Origin of the sequence: Rhizobium tropici CIAT 899 (assembly GCF_000330885.1) — a bacterium.
In the GTDB taxonomy this organism is placed as follows: Bacteria; Pseudomonadota; Alphaproteobacteria; order Rhizobiales; family Rhizobiaceae; genus Rhizobium; species Rhizobium tropici.
In genome coordinates, this window is the sequence record NC_020062.1 from 1,810,365 (window position 1) to 1,833,878 (window position 23,514).

The 23,514-nt window shown below is 59.9% G+C and carries 21 protein-coding genes and 1 pseudogene; 11 read left to right on the forward strand and 11 right to left on the reverse strand.

The window, feature by feature from the left end; all coding sequences use genetic code 11:
- The first annotated feature begins 4 nt into the window (after positions 1–4).
- Complete coding sequence (locus RTCIAT899_RS30395) at positions 5–1,954, forward strand: LysR family transcriptional regulator (RefSeq protein WP_244441524.1); 1,950 nt, start codon at positions 5–7, stop codon at positions 1,952–1,954.
- Positions 1,955–1,970: 16 nt separating this feature from the next.
- Here the strand turns inward: RTCIAT899_RS30395 and RTCIAT899_RS30400 are convergent, their stop codons facing one another.
- The 3 genes from RTCIAT899_RS30400 to RTCIAT899_RS30410 are packed head-to-tail and all read right to left on the reverse strand — an operon-like array spanning position 1,971 to position 4,252.
- Complete coding sequence (locus RTCIAT899_RS30400; protein ID WP_015343683.1) at positions 1,971–2,555, reverse strand: UbiX family flavin prenyltransferase; 585 nt, start codon at positions 2,553–2,555, stop codon at positions 1,971–1,973.
- 27 nt (positions 2,556–2,582) lie between these two features.
- Positions 2,583–3,944 (reverse strand): UbiD family decarboxylase, encoded by a 1,362-nt coding sequence (locus tag RTCIAT899_RS30405; protein WP_015343684.1) that lies wholly within the window; start codon positions 3,942–3,944, stop codon positions 2,583–2,585.
- A gap of 11 nt (positions 3,945–3,955) precedes the next feature.
- Positions 3,956–4,252: a M20/M25/M40 family metallo-hydrolase gene (locus RTCIAT899_RS30410; RefSeq protein WP_015343685.1), complete on the reverse strand. Its 297-nt coding sequence runs from the start codon at positions 4,250–4,252 to the stop codon at positions 3,956–3,958.
- 189 nt (positions 4,253–4,441) lie between these two features.
- Here RTCIAT899_RS30410 and RTCIAT899_RS30415 point away from each other — a divergent pair, with 189 nt between their 5' ends.
- Entirely contained in the window at positions 4,442–5,890 is a 1,449-nt protein-coding gene (locus RTCIAT899_RS30415; RefSeq protein ID WP_015343686.1) for an aromatic amino acid lyase, read from the forward strand.
- Positions 5,891–5,912: 22 nt separating this feature from the next.
- Here RTCIAT899_RS30415 and RTCIAT899_RS32775 read toward each other — a convergent pair.
- The 8 genes and pseudogenes from RTCIAT899_RS32775 to RTCIAT899_RS30455 form a co-directional block, all read right to left on the reverse strand.
- Positions 5,913–5,990 (reverse strand): annotated as a pseudogene (locus RTCIAT899_RS32775) (short-chain reductase); the annotation flags it as partial.
- A 116-nt stretch (positions 5,991–6,106) separates the two neighbouring features.
- Positions 6,107–7,468, reverse strand: coding sequence for an LLM class flavin-dependent oxidoreductase (locus RTCIAT899_RS30420; RefSeq protein ID WP_015343688.1), 1,362 nt, complete (start codon positions 7,466–7,468; stop codon positions 6,107–6,109).
- Between the two features lie 17 nt (positions 7,469–7,485).
- A complete protein-coding gene (locus RTCIAT899_RS30425; RefSeq protein ID WP_081598464.1) occupies positions 7,486–8,745 on the reverse strand; it encodes an SfnB family sulfur acquisition oxidoreductase in 1,260 nt (419 codons plus the stop codon).
- Positions 8,736–9,995: an SfnB family sulfur acquisition oxidoreductase gene (locus RTCIAT899_RS30430; protein ID WP_015343690.1), complete on the reverse strand. Its 1,260-nt coding sequence runs from the start codon at positions 9,993–9,995 to the stop codon at positions 8,736–8,738. The genes RTCIAT899_RS30425 and RTCIAT899_RS30430 overlap by 10 nt, the downstream gene beginning before the upstream one ends.
- 28 nt (positions 9,996–10,023) lie before the next feature.
- A complete protein-coding gene (locus RTCIAT899_RS30435; RefSeq protein ID WP_015343691.1) occupies positions 10,024–10,677 on the reverse strand; it encodes a methionine ABC transporter permease in 654 nt (217 codons plus the stop codon).
- Entirely contained in the window at positions 10,658–11,815 is a 1,158-nt protein-coding gene (locus tag RTCIAT899_RS30440) for a methionine ABC transporter ATP-binding protein (RefSeq protein ID WP_015343692.1), read from the reverse strand. Before RTCIAT899_RS30440 ends, RTCIAT899_RS30435 begins: the two co-directional genes overlap by 20 nt.
- Positions 11,803–12,606, reverse strand: a complete 804-nt coding sequence (locus RTCIAT899_RS30445) for a MetQ/NlpA family ABC transporter substrate-binding protein (RefSeq protein WP_041678271.1) — start codon at positions 12,604–12,606, stop codon at positions 11,803–11,805. The genes RTCIAT899_RS30440 and RTCIAT899_RS30445 overlap by 13 nt, the downstream gene beginning before the upstream one ends.
- A gap of 335 nt (positions 12,607–12,941) precedes the next feature.
- Positions 12,942–13,613: a GntR family transcriptional regulator gene (locus RTCIAT899_RS30455; RefSeq protein ID WP_015343694.1), complete on the reverse strand. Its 672-nt coding sequence runs from the start codon at positions 13,611–13,613 to the stop codon at positions 12,942–12,944.
- Positions 13,614–13,951: 338 nt separating this feature from the next.
- Between RTCIAT899_RS30455 and RTCIAT899_RS30460 the strand changes: the two genes are divergently transcribed.
- From RTCIAT899_RS30460 to atzF, 9 genes are read left to right on the forward strand one after another with little or no spacing between them, the layout of a single operon-like run.
- A complete protein-coding gene (locus RTCIAT899_RS30460) occupies positions 13,952–15,079 on the forward strand; it encodes a BMP family ABC transporter substrate-binding protein (protein ID WP_015343695.1) in 1,128 nt (375 codons plus the stop codon).
- Positions 15,080–15,098: 19 nt separating this feature from the next.
- Entirely contained in the window at positions 15,099–16,229 is a 1,131-nt protein-coding gene (locus RTCIAT899_RS30465; protein ID WP_015343696.1) for an ABC transporter permease, read from the forward strand.
- Complete coding sequence (locus RTCIAT899_RS30470; RefSeq protein ID WP_041678488.1) at positions 16,229–17,155, forward strand: ABC transporter permease; 927 nt, start codon at positions 16,229–16,231, stop codon at positions 17,153–17,155. Before RTCIAT899_RS30465 ends, RTCIAT899_RS30470 begins: the two co-directional genes overlap by 1 nt.
- 11 nt (positions 17,156–17,166) lie before the next feature.
- Positions 17,167–17,880, forward strand: a complete 714-nt coding sequence (gene biuH / locus RTCIAT899_RS30475; RefSeq protein ID WP_015343698.1) for a biuret amidohydrolase — start codon at positions 17,167–17,169, stop codon at positions 17,878–17,880.
- Positions 17,880–18,926 carry a cyanuric acid amidohydrolase gene (gene atzD, locus RTCIAT899_RS30480; protein WP_015343699.1) on the forward strand — a complete coding sequence of 349 codons (1,047 nt, stop codon included), beginning with the start codon at positions 17,880–17,882 and terminating at the stop codon, positions 18,924–18,926. Before biuH ends, atzD begins: the two co-directional genes overlap by 1 nt.
- A gap of 1 nt (position 18,927) precedes the next feature.
- Positions 18,928–20,478 carry an ABC transporter ATP-binding protein gene (locus RTCIAT899_RS30485; RefSeq protein WP_015343700.1) on the forward strand — a complete coding sequence of 517 codons (1,551 nt, stop codon included), beginning with the start codon at positions 18,928–18,930 and terminating at the stop codon, positions 20,476–20,478.
- Positions 20,478–21,146 carry a cysteine hydrolase family protein gene (locus RTCIAT899_RS30490; RefSeq protein WP_015343701.1) on the forward strand — a complete coding sequence of 223 codons (669 nt, stop codon included), beginning with the start codon at positions 20,478–20,480 and terminating at the stop codon, positions 21,144–21,146. Before RTCIAT899_RS30485 ends, RTCIAT899_RS30490 begins: the two co-directional genes overlap by 1 nt.
- Positions 21,139–21,492, forward strand: coding sequence for a cupin domain-containing protein (locus RTCIAT899_RS30495; RefSeq protein ID WP_015343702.1), 354 nt, complete (start codon positions 21,139–21,141; stop codon positions 21,490–21,492). Before RTCIAT899_RS30490 ends, RTCIAT899_RS30495 begins: the two co-directional genes overlap by 8 nt.
- A complete protein-coding gene (gene atzF / locus RTCIAT899_RS30500; protein WP_015343703.1) occupies positions 21,489–23,291 on the forward strand; it encodes an allophanate hydrolase in 1,803 nt (600 codons plus the stop codon). The genes RTCIAT899_RS30495 and atzF overlap by 4 nt, the downstream gene beginning before the upstream one ends.
- The last annotated feature ends 223 nt before the right edge of the window (positions 23,292–23,514 follow it).

A 23,514-nucleotide genomic window follows, 5' to 3' on the forward strand; every position in this document is an offset into this window, starting at 1 on the left:
TGGGATGAGCCGTGGTCGTCTAAGCTACACCACGTCCTGGGACATGATCGCGCAACTCTCCTACTTCATCCTCGCATGCCAATTCAAGAACCATGCTGAGGCTGCGGCAAGTTCAAAAATTTCACCATCGGCCATCAGTGAGAACATCGATTCACTGGAGCGCGAGTTGGGAATCACCCTGTTCGAGCGAGGCCCCAACGGACATTTTCCGACGGAGGCGGCCCGCTGGCTTTATCAATCGGTCGAACCTCTGCTTCAAGCAGTGGAGGCGGCTGAACAGATCCTCCGGGCCAGGCCCTTCGACTTCATAAAGCGGCTTGAGATCACTTCACCACTGCAATTTATGGCGGGTCGGCTGTCGCGCGCGGCGAGCCTCGCAATCCGCTCCATTCGGGAAAGCAATCCCGATATCATCGCCACCACGCGCTTCATGCTCGGGAGGGCACCTTACGTCCATGCGCTGGAATGGAACGCCAGCGAGCGTGTGCAGCACGGTCCCGCTGACGCGCTGAACGAATGTACCCGCATCACCGTGGACTATGCGCAGGATGAAGAAGCGCGGGACAGCATCGTGCTGTTCCGGGACGAGTGGATCTCGATTGGCGGCGGCGGCAACCGTCAAGCCGACATGAACGGCGTGGTAAGTTTTGCGGCCTTGCGGGAGATGCCGCTGTTCCTGCCGCCGCTCGGCGACACGCAGCTTCGTCACGTGCGCGCCTACTGTGCGAAACACGAACTTCCGGACCCCATCGTCATCGAGGAGGATGTCGGAACCTTTGCCCGGCTTTCCCGGGAGCTCGCACCCTTTCATCTCCTCGCCCCGCAAAGTCTCGTCATGGCAAGCGTTTCCCGTCTCAACCTCCCCTATGCCAGGTTGCCGATCGACCTGGTAAGTCCGGTTGTCGCGCGTTTTTCTGCCGATGAACCTGCTGCACTCGCCTACGTCGAAGAGCTCCGGAAGGCGCTGCAACTCGCCAACACGGTCGTTCACTACAAGCCTAGCATCACTCTGAAACAGATCCGCTATTTTCTGGCGATTTCCGAACAATTGAGTGTCACCAGGGCGGCCAAACGCCTCAGCGTCGCCCAACCCGCCCTTTCCAACCAGCTCCGCAAACTCGAAGCCACTGTCGGGCGAGACCTGTTTACTCGCCAGAGGACCGGTCTTCAGCCGAACGAACACACCAACACGCTAATCTCTCTTTTGGCGCCGGCGGCAGAAGCTTGTGATGGCATCGCCGCCAATGCCGCGCATTATGCAACGGCGCGGCGAGAACGGTTGGCCATCGGCGTGATACCCCTCGTCCATCCCGAAGGCGCCCTGGCTCGCGCGCTCGCTGCCGCGGTGGAGGAGTGGTCGGGCCATTATCCGAAGGTTAAGCTGAAGATCATGGAGGGCTCCGCCGAGATGCTGCGACAGCGCGTGGACGCTGGCGAGATCGGCTTCGCGCTGGTCGAGGCGCAAGTTTCCCGATCATGGCAGGACGAACTGGCGACCGAGGATCAGCTCGGGGTCGTGTCAAATCCGGCGAGACCCATCCTTCCACCGGGCGAGGTCCCGCTGGGCAATGCGCTGAAGCTGCCGTTGGCGCTTCCAGGCGATGATTTTGGACTGAGGCAAGTCCTTGACAAGGCAGCAGCCGAACTGGGCGGACACCTTACACCGCAGATGGAGGTCAACTCCCTGACGGCGCTGCTGGCGATGGTCCGGCGCATGCGCCTTGTGACGATCTTGCCGCAATCCTCGGTCCAGAATTTCGTGGAGACAGGCGCGCTTCAGTTCAATCCCATCTCGGAACCGGCCATTCGGCGCCGCCTGTCTATCCTCTTCTCGCCCGAGCGAGTATTGACGGAGATGGAACGATCTCTGATCAATGCCTTGAAGCATCAACTGCCCTTGATGGGTCTGGGCAGGCAAACATCCGTGTCGCGAACGATCCATCCGTCAGAATGATGCGGCAAGCCTTGCGCTATTTGCGAACATCCGCAGATGGCTCCTTCCAGCGCTTGAACCGGCCGCTGTCGAGATCGAAAAGGTCAAGCGCGCGGCCAACGGTATGGTCGACAATTTCGTCGATGGTCGCAGGCTTTGGATAGAAAGCCGGCACAGGAGGCATGATGATGGCTCCGATCTCCGTCACCGTCACCATATTTCTTAAGTGGCCGAGATGCAGCGGCGTCTCGCGCAGCATCATGACCAACCGCCGCCGTTCCTTGAGGACGACATCGGCAGCACGCGAGACAAGCGTTCCGCACGCACCCGAGGCGATTTCACCCAGCGTCTTGGTGGTGCACGGGGCGATGATCATTCCACGCGTCCGAAAGGATCCGCTGGAAATCGGCGCCGCCACATCATCATTGCCGTGAACGCAATCGGCCAAGGCATGAACGTCCTTCAGCTTGAGATCGGTTTCGTGAGCAAGAGCGACAATGGCCGACCTCGACATGACGAGATGGGTTTCCAGGCCCAGTTCACGCAGCGTCTCGAGCAATCGTATGCCATAGATGTGGCCGGATGCTCCGGTAATGGCAACAATGAAGCGTTCTTTGGACAAGGAAAACTCCCGGATCAATTCGACGGATCAGTAAAGATGGAGCTCTTTTCGAATGCGCTCGAAGACGTCCTGGGGCGGCCTTACGAATTCGGAACGACCGCCGGCATCACCGTCGCCGGGCCGGGTCGTGGCGACCATGCCGATCTTGGTGACGACGAGATTCTCATGCAGGGGATCGCAGCGGTCCGCGCGAACGCCGGGCAGAACAAGCAGATCCTCGTGACCGCGGAAGCGCGCTGCAAGCGACCATTCGACTTGGCGGGGGTCCTCCGGATCGACGTCATCCTCCACCACGATCACAAGCTTGAGAAGGTTGACGAGACCCATTGCCAGCATGATTGCGCGCTTGCCCTCGCCGAGCCGCGGCTGATGCATCGTGATGATTGCATGCAGCCGACCCATCCCCCCATCCGTCACAAGCACACGACGGACAGCCGGAATCGATCGCTGCAGATCGCGCGTCAATGTCGCACCGATGGCTACAGCGCCTAGCAGGCAGTGCTCCGGCGCATAGCCGGGCAGGATGGCCTGATAGATGGCGTCCGATCGATGCGTGACACAGTCGATCTCGACGGCAATTCCGGGACCATAATAGACATAGAAGCCGGGAAATTCGGACACGGTTCCCTCTTCGATAAGATCGGCCGGCCGCAAACGGCCTTCGAGAACGATTTCCGCATGCGCAGGAACTTCCAAGTCGACCGTCTTGCATTTCACGAGCTCAACGGGCTCGCCGAGCAATCCCCCGACAATATCGAATTCGTCATCGCCGAGGCCGACATACATCTGCGAGCCCAGTAGCACGGCTGCGTGGTTGCCGATCGCGACGGCGATTTCGAGATCATGCCCTCTGTGATGGGCCTTCTCCGCGATCCGCGCCAGATGATGGTTCTTTGCGATCCCGGCCATCAGCCGGCAACCGCCTTCCAGTCTCAGCCGCGCGATCGAGACATTGCGCCGGCCCGTATCCGGATCCTTGGCGACGATGACCCCCGCCGTGATATAGGGCGCAGCCTCCCGCTCGAACCAATGCGGCACCGGCAGAAGGCGACCGATGTCCAGCGGCTGGGAATGTACGATCTGCTGAACCGGTCCGTCGTCGACCATTCTGGGCGCAATGGGTCGCTCCAGCGCCGACAGGCACAGAGAATCCAGCCTCTCCCTCGGAATGCCAAGGGCCGTAGCGAACCGCCCTCTGTCATTATAGAGATTACCGACAACAGGCATGGCGCCGTCATTCACTTGCGTAAACAATTGCGCCGGACCACGCTCCCGCAGGGAAAGGATGGAAGCGATCTCGAAGCGGGTATCGACATGCCGATCGACGCGATGCAGGTCACCGCTGTTTTCCAATGCGGCCAGAAAGCCGCGCATGCTTTGGTCGGTCACTGCTGTACTCCTTAAATCGAGAGCCCGGTTGGCGAATGAATGTCGAGTGTCTTGTCGAGTCGCGTGATTGCTTCCAGCATTGCCGAGGCTCCCGCTGCAATTGCGTCGGGTTCCGCCCGTTCGTCCGGTGTATGGCCACGCCCGTCGCGGCACGCCACGAAGATCATCGCGCTCGGAGCAAAGGTCGCGATGAAGGCCGCATCGTGACTGGCGCCGGATGCCATCTCGAGGGTCCAAAAGGCAAGTTTTCCACCAACTATCGGGCCTTCCGCGCAAAACGTAAAACGACTTTCGGCGAAGTCAGTCATATCGAACAGCGAAGCGCCGTGCGGAGACCATCAGCAGGAATAGCGGATGCCAGGGCGAGAGGGATCGTGCGCGGCGAATAGCGCCATAGCAAGCGGCGAAGGTGCCTGTCGCCGCTTGACGCCCCCGGTGAGCGATGAACAATTCGCGCTCAAGCACCACGCAATTCCCGCCTACCTCAAGGAACGAACATGACAGTCACTTTGACGAAAAGGGCAGATATCAATCTCCAGTCCGTTCTTCGCGTCGCCTGGCAGGGGGAGAATGTGAAAATCTCCGACGCGGCCATCGCCGAGATTGCCCGTTGCCGTGAAGCATTCCTGCTGCTGATCGACAATGATCCCACGGTCATGATCTACGGTGTCACGACGGCGATGGGAGAGCTGGCAAGCACGCGTCTTTCCCGGGAAGAGCGCGACCGCCACGCGCGGATCAAGGCGTTTGCCGCCGCGACATCCTTCGGCGATCCCTATCCCGAACGTGTCGTCAGGGCGATGGTGTTTGCCCGCCTTGCGAATTTCATCGAAGGCAACGCCGCGACCACCCCACGCATCACGCTGGCGGTCGCCGACATGCTCGATGGCGCTCCGTTGCCGACGGTCGCATCGTCAGGGCAAGGCGGCGCCGGAGAAATTCTTGCGCTCTATCCACTGTTTGCCGAGCTGACGGCCCGCTTTGACCTCGAAGTCAAGGAAAGAGGATCGCTCATCAACGGCTCGCCCTGCGCCGCTGCCCTTCTGGCGGATGCCGCCCTGGCAGCGCGGCGGCGTCTTCATCTGGTGGAACAGGTCTTCGCCCTGTCGATCGAGGCGTTCCGCGCGCCGATGGAGCATTATGACGCCGCGCTCGAGCAGCTCTGGGGCGACGAACATGAAGCAGCAGCCCTTCGCGCATTGCGCACGCTTCTCGCGGGCGCCGGCACCGATCGCCGCAACTATCAGGCTCCGGTGAGCTATCGCATCGTGCCTCGTGTGCTGGGCCATGCCCATCGCGCCGTCTCCGCCGCCGAGCGCGCCGCAAATCTGTCGCTTGCCTCGGCCTCGGACAACCCGGTCTACATTCCGCCCGACGAGGAGCATCCGCTCGGCCGATGCATCAGCACGGGCGGCTATCATAACGCGATGGCCGCGCCGGCGCTGGATGATCTTGCCGCCATCTGGGCCGACATCTGCCTCCTGTGTGACCGCCATGGTTCCAAGCTCCTGAACGGCGCGGTGTCGCATCTGCCCAACATGCTGATGGTCGGCCGTCATCCGAGCGACAGCGATGGCCACGGCAGCCTCGGCTACGTGCCGATGGCGACAACCGGATATCTCGAACAGGCGAAACTCGCTGCACAGCGGACCTTCATACCCGGCACGGAATCGGCAGGATCAGGTCAGGACGATGTTGCCGCCACTGCCTTCCTGGCCTGGGCCAAGGAAGAACGAGCGGGCCGTTGCCTGGACGCCTGCCTGGCGAGTCTTGCCGTGATCGCTTCGCAGGCACTCCACGTTACCGGCCGTCAGGCGCCGGCTGCATTGCGTGATTTCGTTTCGGAGGTGCGCGGCGTCGTGCCTCCGGTCGATGACGATCGCGTTCTCGGGCCGGAGTTGTCGCGCCTGGCAGCACTGTTCACCTCAAAGGCATTCACACCCTGACGCCCGTGCGTCTTCGCACAGTGACGCTGCCGCCTTCACCCAGATGCGGCGCAGCCGCCTGGGTAGCCAGAAGCAGACCAAGCACATTGATGTCGAACATTTTGATGCGGCCATACCGGCGACGTAAGCTGCTGGCTAAAGGAGCAATCATGCCCTTTCGTGGACGGTACCGACCTCAACACGCGTTCAGCGTTTGCTCGTGCCCGATCTGGCTGATCATGGACGGCGAAAGGATGCCGCTATGTGACGATCCGGCAATCTGTCACCTTCGCCAAAAAGCTTTCTGCGAAGCGAGCCCTGTTCATAAGCGGTTTTGTAGAGGCCGCGCTCCTGAAGCGCCGGCACCACAATGTCGATAAAGTCCTCGAAGCTCTCCGGCACGACCGTGCGGGTAAGATTGAAACCGTCGATCTCGCCTTCATCCATCCATGATGAAAGCTCATCGGCAACCTCCGTGGCATCGCCGACGACGACCGGGTAACGCCCACCCATGGCAAGCTCCTGCAGCAACTGCCGCTTTGTCCAGCCGCGTTGCTGAGCGATCTGCGTTGCCGATTGGCTGGCATTGGACTTGCCATAGGTGATGGCCTCATCGAGATCGTACCTGGAAAAATCGATGCCCGTGCTGGCCGAGAAATGAGCAAGTCCCGCCTCCGGATTGGCATAGTGCAGATATTCTGCATGCTTCTCCCGTGCCGCGGTAGCGGAGCGATCGGTTATGACTGTCATGCCGAGGAAGATCTTTATGTCTTCCGGCTTTCGGCCGGCAGCGACGACCGCCTCGCGCAACGAACGGGAGGCCGCGCGGGCTGAGTTCTTGTCAGGCGCTGCGATGAAGACGCATTCTGCATGGCGCGCTGCAAACTGCTTCCCACGGCCGGACGTTCCGGCCTGATAAAGAACCGGCGTGCGCTGGGGCGACGGTTCGGCCAGGTGATAGGCCTGCGAGCGGTAAAACGGCCCTTGATGGTCGATCACATGCACCTTTGATGGATCGGCATAGATACGCCTTTCCTTGTCGGTCAGGACCGCGCCATCCTCCCAGCTTCCCTCCCACAGCTTGTAGAGCAGGTCGAGATAGTCATCGGCGCGATCATAGCGGATGTCATGCTCGATCTGGTTGTCAAGACCCAGACCGCGCGCTGCGCTGTCGAGATAGCCCGTCACGATGTTCCAGCCGACGCGGCCATCGGTCAGATGATCCAGGGTCGAGATTCGCCGGGCAAAGATATACGGCGCGTCAGCACTGGCATTGACGGTAATACCGAATCCAAGGTGCCGGGTCACGGCCGCCATCGCGGAGACGAGCAGGAGAGGATCGTTGACCGGCAACTGAATGGATTCACGAAGCGTCAAATCGGCGGAGCCCTGATAGACGTCGTAGACGCCCAAAATGTCGGCAAGAAAGATGCCGTCGAACAGCCCACGTTCCAGCGTGGCGGCAAGCGAGGTCCAATAGTCGAGTGTCTTGTAGCGATGCGACTGATCCCTGGGATGCGCCCATAGTCCGTGATTGATGTGCCCGACGCTGTTCATGTTGAACGCATTGAGCAGTATGTGTTTTTTCCTCGTCGCCATCTTCAGCTATTCCGATTTCAGATCGCGCCGTGGCGCGGTGGCCGTTTGCCATTGAGATAATAGTTGCCGATGGCCTGATACTTCCAGCGCACCGGGTCATGCAGCGTATGGGTGCGGGCGTTGCGCCAATAGCGATCGAAGTTGTCATCCGAAAGCGTCGATGACGTGCCCGACAGCTCGAACAGCTTGTTGGCAGCAAGCAGGCTTGCCTTGGTCGTCAATATCTTCGCTTCCGCAACGGCGATCGAGGCGCGGGCAACGCTGTCCTCGGTCATATCGGCGCGAGCCGCATCCGTTGCCTCTGCGGCTCGCTTCAGCAAAGCTTCCGCGGCCCGCAGCCGCAGCCAGACATTCCCGACGTTTTGCAGCGTCAGAGGATCTTCCGAGGCGCGTTCGACCTTTGAATCCAGCCAAGGTCGGGCCCGTTCGCGGATAAACCGCAACATTTCCCGATAGGCACCCTGCCCTATGCCAAGATCGATGGCCGCATGCATGATCTGAGCGATCGGACCGATCGTCGTCGGGCGCTCAAAGGAAGACTGAAATGGCACGATCCATTCCGGCTCGATCTCTACCTGATCGAATCCGACCGAGCCACTTCCGGTAACCCGCTGCCCGAAGCCGTCCCAATCGTCGACAATTGTCACCCCGGGCGCATTGCGCGGGATGAAGGCGAGATAAGTGACGTCCCTTGTCTCCTCCTCAGCAACAATAAGGGTCGGAATCCAGTGCGCGTAAATGGCGCCAGTGCAGTAAAATTTTTGGCCCTGAACGACCCACTTTCCCCGCTCGCGAAAAAGCCGGGTACGCCGCTTGAAATCGCGCTGGCCGATTTCCGCCAGCGCGTTGCCGAAGCGGTCGCCCGCCAGCACACGCTCAAAAAAGAAGCGTTGCTGTTTGGCTGAAGCTCCGACGCGCAAGACTTCAAGCGCGTAAAAATGATTTTGCGGAATCTGCGACAGCGATCCATCCGCGGCACCGATGATGGCGATCACCTGAGCCAGCGTGTGCGTCGACACGCCTGCACCGCCGAATTCGCGCGGCACGGTAATGCCCCACAAACCAGTTTCGCTGAAACGCTCCAGTTCATGCCATGGCAGGATGCGATCCCTGTCCCTTTCGGCGCTACCGGCGGCAAATTCTGCCGCCAGCACGGTTGCAACCGCGATCGCCTGCTCGTCGTCGGATATGAGATCGGGTCGCCGCAGCGGCGGCGGTGCGGGTTCGACGGGGATGCGAAAGTCGGTATCAGTCACGGTTTTCCTCGCTAGTTCCATTGATGGCGGGCCGGGAATATGCCGTTGAGCTGATAATTGCCGAGCAGATGATATTTCCAGCGGACGGGGTCGTGAAGCGTATGCACGCGCGCATTTCGCCAATGTCGATCCAGATTGTGGGCAGCCCGCGTCGCCGCGGACCCCGCGACATCGAAAAGCGTTTCAGCCGCCTTCAGCGCAACTTCCGTCGTCAATATCTTGGCTTCGGCAACCGCAACGGAAGCTCTGGCGCTCTCCGCCTCGCTGACAGGCGCCTTTGCCACCTCGTCGATGACGGCCGCCGCTTCATAAAGAAGCGCTTGCGCCGCGTGCAGATCCGCATGGAGATCGCCGATTTCATGCAGGATCGTCGGATCCTCACAGGCTGACTGAAGGCCGGAATCCATCCAAGGTCTTGCGTGATCGCGGACAAAGGTCACGGCATCGGCAATCGCGGCCGCCGCTATGCCGGAATCGATCGCCGCCTGAATGAGCTGCGAGATGGGACCGGAGACACCGGGCCTGTCCGCATAGGACCAGATCGGGAAAACCAAAGCTTCTTCCACCGGCACGTAAGTAAACTCTACCGAACCGCTGGCCGTCGTGCGCTGGCCGAAAGAAGACCAATCGTCGATGACGCGCACGCCCGGCGCGTCATAGGCAGCCCAGACCTGGACCGCACGCCCGTCATCGTCGACGGCGCGCGTCGGAATCCAATGAGCGAAGATGGCACCCGTGGAATAGAAGCGCCGCCCGGTCAATCTTAGTCCATCTGCCTCGCGCGTCAGGCGAGTTGAGCTGTGGTTGACCGCCTTCTGGCCACGCTCCGGCCCTGCATTGCCTATGCGATAACCGGCAAGGATATCGCCGTAGATACGGGCTTTCTGCTGTGGCGATCCCACATCGCGCAAGAGCGCCAGCACGCCGAACTGGTTCTGCGGAATCTGACCGAGTGCAGGGTCGGCTGCGCAAAGGATTTCGAAGACCTTGGCAAGCGTTACGCAGGAGACGTCGGCGCCTCCGTATTCCTTCGGCACAGTAATGCCGCCGAGGCCGCTTGCGGTATATTCCTCGACCTCATCCCAGGGAAGACGACGAACACGGTCCCGTTCTGCGGCACCCGCCGCGAAACGAACTGCAAGACTATCGGCAATCTCCAGCGCCTCGGTATCCGAGCGGATCAGATGCGGAGTACGCGGTGGCAAGGGGCGCCTGATGGCGCTTTCTTCTTTCAAGCCGGACGCAGCCGGCACGGCATCAGGTTCAGTCATGGAGCTACTCCGGATATTGTCGCTGATATTAGCGCGCTCGCAGGCGCCGCACGGCATGGTCGCCCGCGAACTGCACCAAACAGACCATGGCAATGAGCACAGCGATGACAACCGCCATGACGGTGGTATCGAAGCGCTGATAGCCATAGCGGATCGCCATATCTCCGAGACCGCCCGCGCCAACCGCGCCTGCCATGGCCGAGGCGCCGATCATGCTGACGATGGTGATGGTGAAGCCGCCGACGATGCCCGGAAGCGCTTCTGGCAGGAGCACATGGCGCACGATGTGCCAGCGGCGGCAGCCGATCGCCTGGGCAGCTTCGATCAACCCGCCATCGACCTCGCGGAGGCTGACTTCGGCGATGCGCGCAAAAAACGGCGTCGCGCTGATGGAAAGCGGCACGACGGCGGCCCATACACCGATCGTCGTTCCGGTGAGCCATCGGGTCAACGGCAACAACGCCACCAGGAGAACGATGAATGGCGTAGCCCGAAAGCCGTTGATGATTGCGGCGAGAATGCCATGCAACCGCGGCGCATGAATGAGGCCGCCAGACGCTGAAAGCACCAGGAAGACGGCAAGAGGAATGCCGGCGATAAATGCAATGAGAGCGGAAGCACCGACCATCGCAATCGTATCGAGAAACGCCTGCCACAGGCGTTCATACATCATGGTCGACATAACCCAGTACCCTGACTTGATGAGCAAGATCGGCAAATTGCGAACGAACCGTCGGGTTGCTCCCCGCCCAGCGTACTGCAATCAACAGCCGGCCGTGAACGCGACCCTCAATGCGGTCGAGCGAACTCTGCAGCAATCGAACGGAAGCGCCGGTTGCACTGGCTATTCTGGAAAGGTCGGGTTCCAAGCCACCCTCACCCGTATAAACCAGTTCCCAAATAGCCTGCGAGTGCTCGTCGCTCGGCGAAGATCGCAGATACCTGGCTATATCCTCCGGGATATCGCGGTTGAGGGGCCGCAAGAGCGCCTGCGTGGCAGAATGCTGCGGATTGCCGAAAATGCGCCAGACCGGCCCGGCTTCGGCAATCTCACCCTGATCGAGAACAAGCACGTGATCGCAGATCTCACGGATGACGCTCATTTCATGAGTGATGAGAATGATGGTCAGCTTGAGACGGCGATTGATGTCCTTGAGTAGGCCCAGGATGGAAAGCGTCGTCTCCGGGTCGAGCGCCGATGTCGCCTCATCGCAAAGGAGGATTTCCGGCCTATGAACAAGTGCGCGCGCAATGCCCACGCGTTGCTTCTGACCACCGGAAAGGCGCGACGGATAGGTGCTCTCCTTGCCCTCCAAACCCACCAGCGACAGGACTTCGGCCACTCTTTCTTCGATCTGCCGGCGCGGCACGCCTGCAACGATCAACGGCAAAGCGACATTGCCCCAGACAGTCTTGGCTGAGAGAAGGTTGAAGTGCTGGAAAATCATGCCGATGCGTCGTCGCAATGCGACCAGCGCATCCTCATCGAGCACCGAAATGTCTTGTCCGTCGACCAGGACCTTTCCGTCTGTCGGCTTTTCCAGGCGGTTTATAGTCCGCAGCAAGCTGGATTTTCCAGCCCCGCTTCGACCAATGATGCCATAGATCGCACCGGCCGGCACATCGAGACTGATGTTCTTGAGGGCATGGACCGGACCAGCCGCCGACGAATAGATCTTCTCGACACCGTCAAAAGCTACCGACCCTATCGGAGAGCCCGGCAGCGGCTGAGCGACAGCGGCGGCGTGCCGCAAGGTGCCGCCGCTCGCCGCCGTCTTGTGTTCCGGATCCTGCCTTGTCCGCTCGATCAATTCAGCCATGGGAGCGTATAAAGCTTCTGATCATTGGCGAATGCTTTGCTGATTGCCGCTCGGACAGCCGGCGAATTCTGATAAAGCGCCACGAGCTCCTTAATCCCGGCATCATCTACCTTTTGCTTTTGTACCGCAAAAATGATGGCAAATTGCTTGTCGTCCACACCGGAATAGATAAGGCCCGAGCTCGGATCGAAGGCCTTGGATGCGACGATGAAGTGCGGATAGCCCTGGGCCAGATCGACATCGCCAGTCACGCGCGCAAGCTGCGGACCCTCGACCTCGTTGAAGGTCAGCTTCTTCGGGTTATCGACGATATCATCGAGCGTGCCCTTGAAGCCCACGCCGTCCTTGAGCTTGATGAGACCAGCCTTTTGCAGCAGGAGCAGTCCGCGACCCTGATTGACGGGATCATTGGCGATCGCAACCTTTCCGTTCTGCGGCACATCGGCAAAATTCTTGTACTTCAAGGAATAGATACCGATATTGGCGAGAACGCCGATACCTGCACTGCCAAAATCATAGCCCCGTTCCTTGATTGCATTGTTCAGGAACGGCTGATGCTGGAAATAGTTGACATCGATATCACCGGATTGAAGTGCGATGTTTGGCGTCGTCCAATCACTGAATTCGACAACCTGGATATCCAAGCCCTTGGCCTTGGCCTCGGGGATCACCGCTTCGATCGAGTCGGCATAAACGCCCGGCACAACACCAACCTTGATTGTCTCGGCCTGTGCGACCCCAGTCGCTGCGAGTAGAATTGCGGAAAAAAGACCTGCAATATGAATTCTCATGTCATCCTCTCGGTTCAATGACATGGAAGATAAAGACCACAAATTTTATAGGCAAAGACGGAAATACCCACCAACGAGCCTATATGGAATATTTTTTCTCCAGTCCGCCCGATTTGCCATGATGTCTCTCAAAACTGCTTGGGCAAAGCCGCAATCCCTCTTCTGCGCCCTATTGCATCGGAAGCGGGAAAAGATGGGCTAGCCGGTCGGCTTCGGCAATGCGGACGATATCACGTCCCGGCTTCGCGATCGCTTCTGGCCATGATGGATGAGACGTTTCCGCATCTACGATGACGCGCTTGCCGTTGTGTCCTGTGACTTGGGTTGGCGGTCACCTAACGATGTTCGACAAAAGCAACGCTGGCATCGCTGACGATGGCGACATGCGAATAGGCCGCCTGTCTGGCCGCTTGGGCGTCTGCGCGCATGATTGCGGTGACGATGATGTCGTGCTCATCGAAGGACTTGGCGAGACGTCCGGGAAGGCGGAATTGTGCGCGACGGAAGGGGGCAAGCCGGGCGCGCGTTTGCGTCACAAGCTCGAGGATATGGTCGTTATGCGCGCCGCGATAGAGCTGGTTGTGAAACTCGACATTGTATGTGGCATAATCTTCTTCGGCGCCGGCACGCACCAGCCGGGCGGAAGCGTGATGTTGGCGCTCGAGGGTGCGACGTTCATCGACGGTCATTCGTTCCGCCGATAAGCGCGCGCAAATGGCTTCGAGCTCCGCCATTGCCTCAAACATCGAATGCAGATAGGCACCACTAACATTCGTCACAACAGCACTGCGGTTCGGTTCGCGGCCGACAAGCCCCATCGCGCCAAGTTCACGCAGCGCTTCGCGAACGGGGGTCCGTGACACCTCGAAGCGGGCCGCGAGGGTGATTTCGTCAAGCTTCTCGCCAGGCAGGAGCGCTCCCGTTACAATCATATCAGCCACAGCCCGCACCATCTGCTCGACGGTCGTTCCTGGCCTCACAACTTCCCTACGCTTGATCTGCTTCACAGAAATAGGCGAATCCTCAACATCTTGCATACAGATGTATGCACGAACGATCCAAAGTCAATTGGCAATTTAATTTGTTGTTTTTCAATGATATTTTTCAACAGAAAATCTCTATCGGATTGGTCATTGCGGCGTACCTCGCAAAATAAAGACTAAAAAAAGTGCACTGCTTATTTCAGGGCATTATTTCAACAGAATCTGCATACACTTTTTGCTTTCAAGACTTCGCTGAGACTTTAGTCCAATAATATCAAACTATTAATATCTGGCATGACGATTGCATACACTTTCATGTGATCCTTTTTACGAACCGGGCTCCAGCCCCAAGGAGCATTCCCATGACCAGACTCCTTCACATGACTCGCCGCAACTTTCTCCAGGCTTCGGCTGCAGGTGCGGTCACCAGTATCGCGCCGGGCCTTCTGTCATCTCGCGCCTACGCCCAAACCGCCCTCACCGTCGGCTTCATCTATGTCGGCCCAAAAGATGATTATGGCTACAACCAGGCCCATGCCGAAGGCGCTGCCGTTGTGAAGGCGCTTCCTGGCGTCACCGTAGTCGAAGAGGAAAACGTCCCTGAAACCGTCGATGTTCAAAAGACGATGGAATCGATGATCAACCTTGACGGTGCCACGCTGGTCTTCCCGACCTCATTCGGTTATTTCGATCCGCATATGCTGGCCATGGCCGCCAAATATCCCAACATCCAGTTCCGCCACTGCGGCGGCCTCTGGCAGGCCGACAAGAACCCGGTCAATACCGGCTCCTATTTCGGTTACATTTTCCAGGGTCAATATCTGAACGGCGTGACCGCCGGTTATGCCACGAAGAGCAAGAAGATCGGCTTTGTTGCAGCCAAGCCGATCCCGCAGGTCTTGCAAAACATCAACGCCTTTCTGCTCGGTGCGCGCTCCGTCGATCCGGCCATCACCTGCCAGGTGATCTTCACGGGCGAATGGTCACTGGCTGTCAAGGAGGCCGAAGCGACCAACGCGCTGATCGACCAGGGCGCGGATGTCATCACCTGCCATGTCGACAGCCCGAAGGTTGTCGTCGAAACCGCCGCCGGCCGCGGTGCCTTCGTCTGTGGCTATCACGCCAACCAGAGTCCCCTTGCACCGGCGAAGTATCTGACTGGCGCGGAGTGGGCCTGGGGGAATGTGTACTCCGATTTCGTCAAGAAGGCACAGGCCGGCGGAAAGCTCGGCAATTTCGTTCGCGGCGGCCTAAAGGACGGCTTCGTCAAGATGAGCCCGCTCGGCCCCGGCGTTTCGGATGAATCCCGCAAGAAATTCGAGGCGACGCTTGCCGAGATGATGGCGGGAAAATTCTCGGTCTTCAAAGGCCCGATCAAGGACAACAAGGGCAATGTTGTCATCACCGCGGACAAGAGCTTCGCCGAGGACGCAATCGAACTCGAAAGCATGAACTATCTCGTCGAAGGCGTTGTCGGCTCCACGGCCTGATTATCGAGGGAGAACCGTCATGACGGTTGAAGTCAACGAGTCCGCATTGTCGATCGTTCAGCAGAGCCGGGCGCAGCTGCGCCCGGCCCTCAAATGGCTCGCGCGACGGGCCGAGCCTGTGGTGATCACGCTTGGCGCAATCCTGGTCGGCCTCGCACTGTTCTCCCTCTTCATCCTGACGGTCGGCAAATCGCCGGCCGACCTCTTTCGCTTCATGTATGCCGGCGGCTTCGGCAGCTGGTTTTCCATCCAGAACAGCTTGAGCCGCGCCTCCCCCCTGCTACTCACTGCGCTTTGCGTTGCGCTGCCAGCAAGACTCGGTCTCGTCATCATCGGTGGCGAAGGCGCCGTCGTCCTCGGCGGTGTGGCGGCCGCGGCGATCGCATTGCCGATCATCGGCCTGTTATCGCCGATCATCGTTCTTGTCCTCATGGCGCTTGCCGCCATGACAATCGGCGGCATTTGGATCGGTCTTGCCGGCTTCCTTCGCCATTATCGCGGCGTCAACGAAACCATCTCCTCACTACTGCTCGCCTATATAGCCATCGCGTTGATGAACCAATTCGTCGAAGGACCGCTGCGCGATCCGGCAAGCCTCAACAAGCCCTCCACCAAGCCACTGCCACACGACTATATGCTCGGCAATATTCCAGGCATGGACGTGCATTGGGGCCTCGTCATCGGCATTATCGCCTGTGTTGTCTCGTGGATATTGCTCGAGATGACCAGTTACGGTTTCGCCGCCCGCATCGCTGGCGGCAATGTTCGCGCCGCGCAGATCCAGGGCTTGCCAGTGGGGCGGCTGATTGCCGGTTTCACAGCAATTGCCGGCAGCTTCGCCGGCCTTGCCGGCATGATCGAGGTCGCCGCGGTCCAGGGCAGCGCCAATGCTTCGCTTGCCGCCGGCTATGGTTATACCGGCATCCTTGTCGCTTTCCTGGCACGTCACAATCCGCTCGCGATCATACCGGTCGCCATCCTTCTCGGCGGTATCGACGCATCCGGCGGCCTGATCCAGCGCCGCATGGGCCTGCCCGACGCGACCGTCCTCGTACTGCAGGGTACGCTCTTCATCGTCATCCTTTTTGGCGAAACCTTCTATGGCCGCTTCAAGATCTTCAATCCCGACCTTTGGAAAAGGGGCGCATGATGGACGATACCGCAATCGGTCTATGGGGCGTACCCCTTGCCATTCTGGCCGGCGCGATCCGTGTCTCGACACCCTTCATCTTCGTCAGCCTGGGCGAGACGATCACCGAGCGTTCCGGCCGCATCAATCTCGGCCTTGAAGGCACGCTCGTATTCGGCGCCATGACGGCCTATGCGGTCGCCGTGATGAGCGGTTCGGCCTGGCTCGGCGTCGTCGCTGCGATGGCGAGCGGGGCTCTCTTCGGCGCGGTGCATGGCTGGATCTGCAAATGGCCCAAGGTCAACGACATCGCCATCGGCATCGCCATGATGCAATTCGGCCTCGGCCTCGCTTTCTTTCTCGGCAAGTCCTTCATCCAGCCTGCCGCGCCGCACCTGCCGGCGATCCCCTTCGGTTTCTGGTCAAACCTGCAGCCGGTACAGGCAGCGTTGAACATCAATATCCTTTTTATTCTCGGTGCAGCTCTCGCCCTCGTCCTCTGGTGGGCATTCAGGAACACCAGGATCGGCCTCATGCTGCGCGTCGTGGGTGACAGCACGGACGCGGCACGCGCCATGGGCATCGACCCCGATCGTGTCCGGCTGCTGGCAACCGCTGTCGGCGGTTCGCTGGCTGCGATCGGCGGCGCCTATCTATCGCTCTACTATCCAGGCTCCTGGAACGAGCGCATCTCCTCTGGACAGGGCCTGATGGCCGTGGCGCTGGTGATCTTTGCGCGCTGGAATCCGATCGGCTGCTTCGTTGCCGCACTTCTCTTCGGCGGTGCCGGCGCGCTTGGCCCAGCTTTGCAATCCGTCGGCGTGACGCAGGGATATTATCTCTTCTACGCCGCTCCGTACGTGCTGACGCTCGTCATCATGATCATCACCTCCTCGCCCACCCGTGCGCTGAGCGGCGCTCCCGGCGCGCTTTCGCTCACCAAATAGGAAGATCAGCCATGAACAGTCTCGCAGCCGCAGCCATAGGGCAGAAACTGAGCTATATCGATGCCGATCCCTATAACTGGCCCTATAATGGAGCCCTCAGACCGGACAACACAGCGCTCATCATTATCGACATGCAGACGGATTTCTGCGGGCCTGGCGGCTATGTCGATCACATGGGCTATGATCTATCGCTGGTACGCGCACCGATCGAGCCGATCAAACGGGTTTTGGTCGCCATGCGCGCCAAGGGCTATCATATCATTCATACACGCGAGGGTCATCGCCCCGATCTTGCCGACCTGCCTGCCAATAAGCGCTGGCGCTCGCAGCGCATCAATGCCGGCATCGGCGACCCCGGCCCCTGTGGCCGCATCCTCGTGCGCGGCGAGCCCGGCTGGGACATCATCGAGGAACTGAAACCGATCGATGGCGAGACGATCATCGACAAACCCGGCAAGGGTTCCTTCTGTGCTACAGATCTGGAGCTGATCCTGAACCAGAAGCGCATCGAGAACATCATTCTCACCGGCATCACGACCGACGTCTGCGTTCACACCACCATGCGCGAGGCTAATGATCGCGGCTTTGAGTGCCTGTTGCTCGAAGATTGTTGTGGCGCGACCGATTATGGAAATCACCTTGCCGCCATCAAGATGGTGAAGATGCAGGGCGGCGTCTTCGGCTCGGTTGCCAATTCCCAGGCCTTGATCGAGGCATTGCCCTGATGCCTTCGCTACGCGCCCATGTCTATCGCGTCGCTGCGCAAGGACCGGACGATACCTCCGGGGTCGAAGCGCTTTTTGCTGCCGGCCTGGCGGCCAAGAATGTCGTAGCTATACTCGGCAAGACCGAGGGCAATGGCTGCGTTAACGATTTCAGCCGCGGCTATGCTACCCGCAGCTTCGAAACACTCTTTCGACAGCATGGCGCCGATGGCGTCTCGCTCGTCATGTCCGGGGGGACGGAGGGGGCGCTCTCGCCGCACTGGACGGTGTTTGCGCGAGAAGTGGTCGATGCGCCGGCCGAACGCGCACTGGCGATCGGGGTTGCGCGCACGCCTTCACTGCCAGCCCAACATCTCGGACGGCGCGAACAGGTTCTGCTTGTGGCTGAAGCTGTGCGTGTTGACGCCGGCATCGACGACCCAAGCGATGTCCATTTCGTCCAGATCAAATGCCCGCTCCTCACGCTCAGCCGCATCAGCGCGGCTGAAGCCGAGGGAAAGACACTCGCTACCCGCGACACGTTGAAATCGATGGGCCTGTCGCGCGGCGCATCGGCGCTCGGCGTGGCGGTCGCGCTCGGCGAGGTTGACGGAGGAACACTCCGCGACACCGACATCTGTTACAGCCATGAACTCTTCTCGCACCGCGCCTCCGCTTCGGCCGGCGTTGAATTGACGGATCACGAAATCATCGTGCTCGGCATGAGCGATCGATGGTCGGGACCGCTGGCGATCGACCATGCGGTAATGCGTGATGCCGTCGATGTAGCCGCTGTGCGTGAGGCATACGAACGCCTGCCGGCCAACAGCCGCCTTGCTGCCGTTCTCGCCAAGGCCGAACCGGATCCCACCGGAAAGATTCGTGGCAAGCGCCATACGATGCTGGACGATTCCGATATCTCAGGCACGCGCCATGCGCGCGCCTTCGTTGGCGGCGTGCTCGCCGGCCTCTTTGGCATCACGGATCTCTACGTCTCCGGCGGCGCCGAACATCAAGGGCCTCCCGGCGGTGGTCCCGTCGCCATCATTGTCGAAAAGGAGCATTGAGGTGAGCATAATTCGCGATACCCCTCTTCCACAGGCCGGCAAGGCGGTCGGCATCGAAACGCTCGACATGACCATGCGCTTTGGCAGCTTCACAGCACTCGACCACGTATCCGTAAGTATCCCTGCAGGTAGCTTCCACGCGCTGCTCGGCGAAAACGGCGCGGGGAAATCGACGCTCGTCAAGTGCATCATGGGCTTCTATCACCAGACCTCAGGTTCCCTGTCCGTGGACGGTCGCGAGGTGGCAGTCGCCTCCCCGAAGGATGCAGCTACTTATGGTCTCGGCATGGTTTACCAGCATTTTACGCTGGTGCCGTCGCTGACAGGTGCGGAAAATCTCGTCATCAGCCGTACCGAAGTACCCGCTATCGTCAACTGGGCCAAAGAGCGTAAGGCGCTTGCGGCCTTCATGGAGCGGATGCCCTTCAAGATCCCGCTCGACCGGCGGGTCAGCGAGCTTGCCGCCGGCGAAAAGCAGAAGCTCGAAATCGTCAAGCAGCTTTATCTTGGCCGCAACTTCCTCGTACTTGACGAACCAACCTCCGTGCTGACGCCGGCGGAGGCAGATGAAATGCTCGGCCTCGTGAGGGGCATGACCGAACGCGGCGAGCTGACCGTTTTGATGATCAGCCACAAATTCCATGAGGTGACGAAATTCGCCGACGCTGTCTCGATCCTGCGACGCGGCAAGCTTGTCGGCGGCGGCAAGGTCGGCGAACTCTCAACGGCGGATATGGCGGCGATGATGATCGGTGACATCAAACTCGCTGACCTCGATACTCGCATTCCCGTCACAGATACAGCAAAACCGGTGTTGCAAGTCGAACGGGTCAAGGCTCCTGACCGTTCCGGCCTGAAGACGATCGAGATCGACAAGCTGACGGTACGTTCCGGCGAGATTGTCGGCATCGCTGGCATTTCCGGCAATGGCCAGAAAGAACTCACGGAAATTCTCGCCGGGCAGCGACCGACCGAGGCTGGAGCGATCAGCGTCAACGGCGAGATCTACGGTGCAACGCGGCGCGAAACACGAAAGAACAACGTCCGCTTCATTCCGGAAGAGCCGCTGCAGAATGCCTGTGCGCCGCGCATGACCGTCAGCGAAAATCTCGCCTTCCGCACCTTCGACCTGACGGAGACCGGCACTGAGGCGATCTGGCTAAACAGGAGCCGGATGAAGAAGCGTGCGACATCGCTGATTTCCGACTTCAAGGTGAAGACAGCATCATCCTCTTCGCCGATCGCGGCGCTTTCTGGCGGCAATGTTCAGCGTGCCGTGTTGGCGCGGGAGCTGACGGGCGACGTTGATCTGTTGATTGTCTCCAATCCCTGCTTCGGCCTCGATTTTTCTGCCGTCGCCGAAATCCGCGCCCGTATCATGCGTGCCCGCAACGCCGGGGCGGCTGTGCTGCTTTTGTCGGAGGATCTCGACGAACTTCTGGAAATGTCGGATCGCATCATGGTGATCTCCGAAGGCAGGCTCGTCTACGAAACATCGGCGCAGACCGCCGATGTCTCGGTGATTGGCGCTCACATGGCGGGACATCACTGATGACCGATATCAAAGCTCAACCGTTCCCCTTCCCGCTGCAACGCGAGGCCGCGGCATTGATCGTCATCGACATGCAGCGCGATTTTGCCGAGCCCGGCGGCTTCGGCGCCAGCCTCGGCAATGATGTCAGCCGCATCACGAGGATCATCCCCGATGTGAAGCGGCTGATCGCGGGTTTCCGTTCAGCCGGCCTGCCCGTGATCCATACGATGGAATGCCATAGACCTGACCTTTCCGACCTGCCGCCCGCCAAGCGCGACCGCGGCAATCCTTCGCTCAGGATCGGTGACAAGGGACCAATGGGCCGTATCCTGATTGCCGGCGAGCCTGGCACGGCAATTCTTCCCGAGCTCGCACCCATCGATGGCGAGATCGTCATCGAAAAACCCGGCAAGGGCGCCTTCTACGCCACCGGACTCGGCGACATCCTGATGCGTAAGGGTATCAAGCAGCTCGTCTTTGCCGGCGTCACCACCGAGGTCTGCGTCCAGACCACCATGCGCGAGGCCAACGACCGCGGCTATGAATGCCTGCTCGTCGAAGAAGCAACCGAAAGCTATTTCCCCGAATTCAAGTCTGCAGCGATCGCAATGATCCAAGCGCAGGGCGCTATCGTCGGCTGGACGGCGCATATCGATGACATACTGGAGGCCATCAACCATGCCTGAAACGACTCGCGAACTGTTGACGGCGGGTGGCTGGAAAGAACTGGAGTTCGGTCCCTTCCGACCTGACGTGACGATCCACTGGATCCGTCCCTTCGAAGGCGACCAGCCCGGCGTGGCACTGCTGAAATACGAGGCCGGAGCCTCGGTGCCGCGCCATCGCCACGAAGGGCTCGAAACCATCCTGGTGCTTGAGGGCACCCAATCCGACGAGGCCGGCGACTACGGCAGGGGCAGCTATGTGGTGAATGTTGCCGGCACCGAACATTCGGTCTGGAGTGACACCGGTTGCGTCGTGCTCATCCAATGGGACCGGCCCGTCAAAATACTCGAAGAGAAAACAACATGAGAGCGGGACCAGCTTTCGACATCGCCTCCCTACACGCAGCCTACCAGAACGGTCTGACGGCCGCCGACATGATCGGCACGGTGTTTGCGCGCATTGCTGAGGTGAACGATCCCGGCATCTTCATCCATCTTGTCGACATAGGGGATCTGCTCGTCGAAGCTGAAGCGCTAGGCGCCTTCGACCCGGCGACAAAACCGCTTTGGGGCATCCCCTTTGCCGTAAAGGACAATATCGACGTCGCCGGCATGCCGACGACCGCTGCGTGCCCCGACTACGCCTATATGCCCGACACGGATGCCACCGTTGTTCGCCTGCTGAAAGAAGCCGGTGCTCTGGTAATCGGTAAGACGAATCTCGATCAATTCGCAACTGGCCTCGTCGGTGTCCGCACTCCGTATCCCGTTCCGCGCAACGCCATGGATGCCGATTTGGTGCCAGGCGGATCGAGCTCCGGTTCAGCCGTGGCGACGGCGCAGGGTATCGTCAGCTTCGCGCTCGGCACCGATACCGCCGGATCGGGTCGCATTCCAGCCGGCCTCAACAATATCGTCGGCATGAAACCCAGCCTCGGCGCATTGTCGACAAGCGGCGTTATTCCCGCCTGCCGCACGCTGGATTGTGTTTCAATCTTCGCGCTGACGGTCGACGACGCCTGGCGGGTATTCGAGGTTGCCGGATGTCCCGATGCCAAGGACGCCTATTCGAAAACCATTCCGGCCAATGGGTTTAGGCAAGCACCGCCGGTCCTGACCATCGGCGTGCCGGCGAAGGCCGACCGGCTGTTCTTCGGTGACGCCGTCATGGAGGCGGCCTATGACGATGCCTTGCGCATGTTGACGAAACTGGGCCATCGCCTCGTGGAAGTACCGTTTGGCGATTTCTACAAGGTGGCAAACCTGCTTTATGAAGGCGCCTGGGTGGCGGAGCGCTATGCGGCGGTCAAGGATTTCTTCGACGCCACGGAGGCGAGCTTCCATCCCGTCACCCGCGGGATCTATGGCGGCGCCAGGCAGCTTTCGGCCGCGGATGCCTTCAAGGGTCTCTATGCGCTGCAGGCCTTGAAACAGAAGGTTGCTCAGCTGATCGCATCGGTTGATCTCTTCTGTGTACCGACGGCGCCGACACATTACACACGTGCCGACCTCGAGGCCGAACCGATCCGCGAAAATTCGCGTCTCGGCACGTACACCAACTTCGTCAATCTGCTCGACATGTGCGGCATCGCCGTGCCAACGGGCACACGCAGTGATGGTCGCCCGGCCAGCGTGACCCTGCTGACATCTTCGGGACGGGACGGGCTCGCTGCTTCGCTTGCCCGTGACATTCACGCAAGCAGCAGCTTGACGCTCGGCGCAACCGGATGGCTGCAGCCGAAGCCGAAGGATGCGATCAGCGTTGACGAAGCCGGGCTGATCGACATCGCGGTGGTCGGCGCCCATCTCTCCGGCATGCCGCTGAACGCACAACTCCTTGCCCTCGACAGCCGCTTTCTGCGGAAAGCACGAACATCGGATTGCTATCGGCTTTATGTCCTGCCGGGGCAGAAGCCGGCAAAGCCGGGGCTTATCCGTGTTCCACAGGCGACGGGCGGTCAAATCGATGTCGAAATCTGGCAAATGACGCCGGCCGCGTTCGGGCAGTTCGTTGCGGCCATCCCTCCACCCCTCAGCATCGGCACCCTTTTTTTATCGGATGGCACGTCGACCAAGGGATTTCTGGTCGAAGCCACCGCCATCACCGACGCGACGGATATCACGCATCATGGCGGATGGCGCACTTATATCGCTGCGACGGTGTAAGGCTTCAAAGAAGCACCGATAATGGGCCACCGCGCATCTAAAGAAATTCCTGCAAATCCGTTTTTCAGATGAAGATTAAGAAACGGGTTGGAACCCGCGACCTCGATCATTCGACGCCTTCAATGACGGTGCATGGTCGCTCCAAAAGCGGTCTCTCTTAAAAATGCAAATGCTCCCTATTGACGATAGGAGTATATGCTCTTACTTTCGCCCTTATAGGAGC

Bases quoted from the DNA above. Each gene is read 5' to 3' on its own strand.
- RTCIAT899_RS30395 (WP_244441524.1), top strand. From the start codon at position 5: ATGAGCCGTGGTCGTCTAAGCTACACCACGTCCTGGGACATGATCGCG.
- RTCIAT899_RS30410 (WP_015343685.1), bottom strand. From the start codon at position 4,252: ATGACTGACTTCGCCGAAAGTCGTTTTACGTTTTGCGCGGAAGGCCCG.
- RTCIAT899_RS30415 (WP_015343686.1), top strand. From the start codon at position 4,442: ATGACAGTCACTTTGACGAAAAGGGCAGATATCAATCTCCAGTCCGTT.
- RTCIAT899_RS30420 (WP_015343688.1), bottom strand. From the start codon at position 7,468: ATGGCGACGAGGAAAAAACACATACTGCTCAATGCGTTCAACATGAAC.
- RTCIAT899_RS30425 (WP_081598464.1), bottom strand. From the start codon at position 8,745: ATGGAACTAGCGAGGAAAACCGTGACTGATACCGACTTTCGCATCCCC.
- RTCIAT899_RS30430 (WP_015343690.1), bottom strand. From the start codon at position 9,995: ATGACTGAACCTGATGCCGTGCCGGCTGCGTCCGGCTTGAAAGAAGAA.
- RTCIAT899_RS30435 (WP_015343691.1), bottom strand. From the start codon at position 10,677: ATGTCGACCATGATGTATGAACGCCTGTGGCAGGCGTTTCTCGATACG.
- RTCIAT899_RS30440 (WP_015343692.1), bottom strand. From the start codon at position 11,815: ATGGCTGAATTGATCGAGCGGACAAGGCAGGATCCGGAACACAAGACG.
- RTCIAT899_RS30445 (WP_041678271.1), bottom strand. From the start codon at position 12,606: ATGAGAATTCATATTGCAGGTCTTTTTTCCGCAATTCTACTCGCAGCG.
- RTCIAT899_RS30460 (WP_015343695.1), top strand. From the start codon at position 13,952: ATGACCAGACTCCTTCACATGACTCGCCGCAACTTTCTCCAGGCTTCG.
- RTCIAT899_RS30465 (WP_015343696.1), top strand. From the start codon at position 15,099: ATGACGGTTGAAGTCAACGAGTCCGCATTGTCGATCGTTCAGCAGAGC.
- RTCIAT899_RS30470 (WP_041678488.1), top strand. From the start codon at position 16,229: ATGGACGATACCGCAATCGGTCTATGGGGCGTACCCCTTGCCATTCTG.
- biuH (WP_015343698.1), top strand. From the start codon at position 17,167: ATGAACAGTCTCGCAGCCGCAGCCATAGGGCAGAAACTGAGCTATATC.
- atzD (WP_015343699.1), top strand. From the start codon at position 17,880: ATGCCTTCGCTACGCGCCCATGTCTATCGCGTCGCTGCGCAAGGACCG.
- RTCIAT899_RS30490 (WP_015343701.1), top strand. From the start codon at position 20,478: ATGACCGATATCAAAGCTCAACCGTTCCCCTTCCCGCTGCAACGCGAG.
- RTCIAT899_RS30495 (WP_015343702.1), top strand. From the start codon at position 21,139: ATGCCTGAAACGACTCGCGAACTGTTGACGGCGGGTGGCTGGAAAGAA.
- atzF (WP_015343703.1), top strand. From the start codon at position 21,489: ATGAGAGCGGGACCAGCTTTCGACATCGCCTCCCTACACGCAGCCTAC.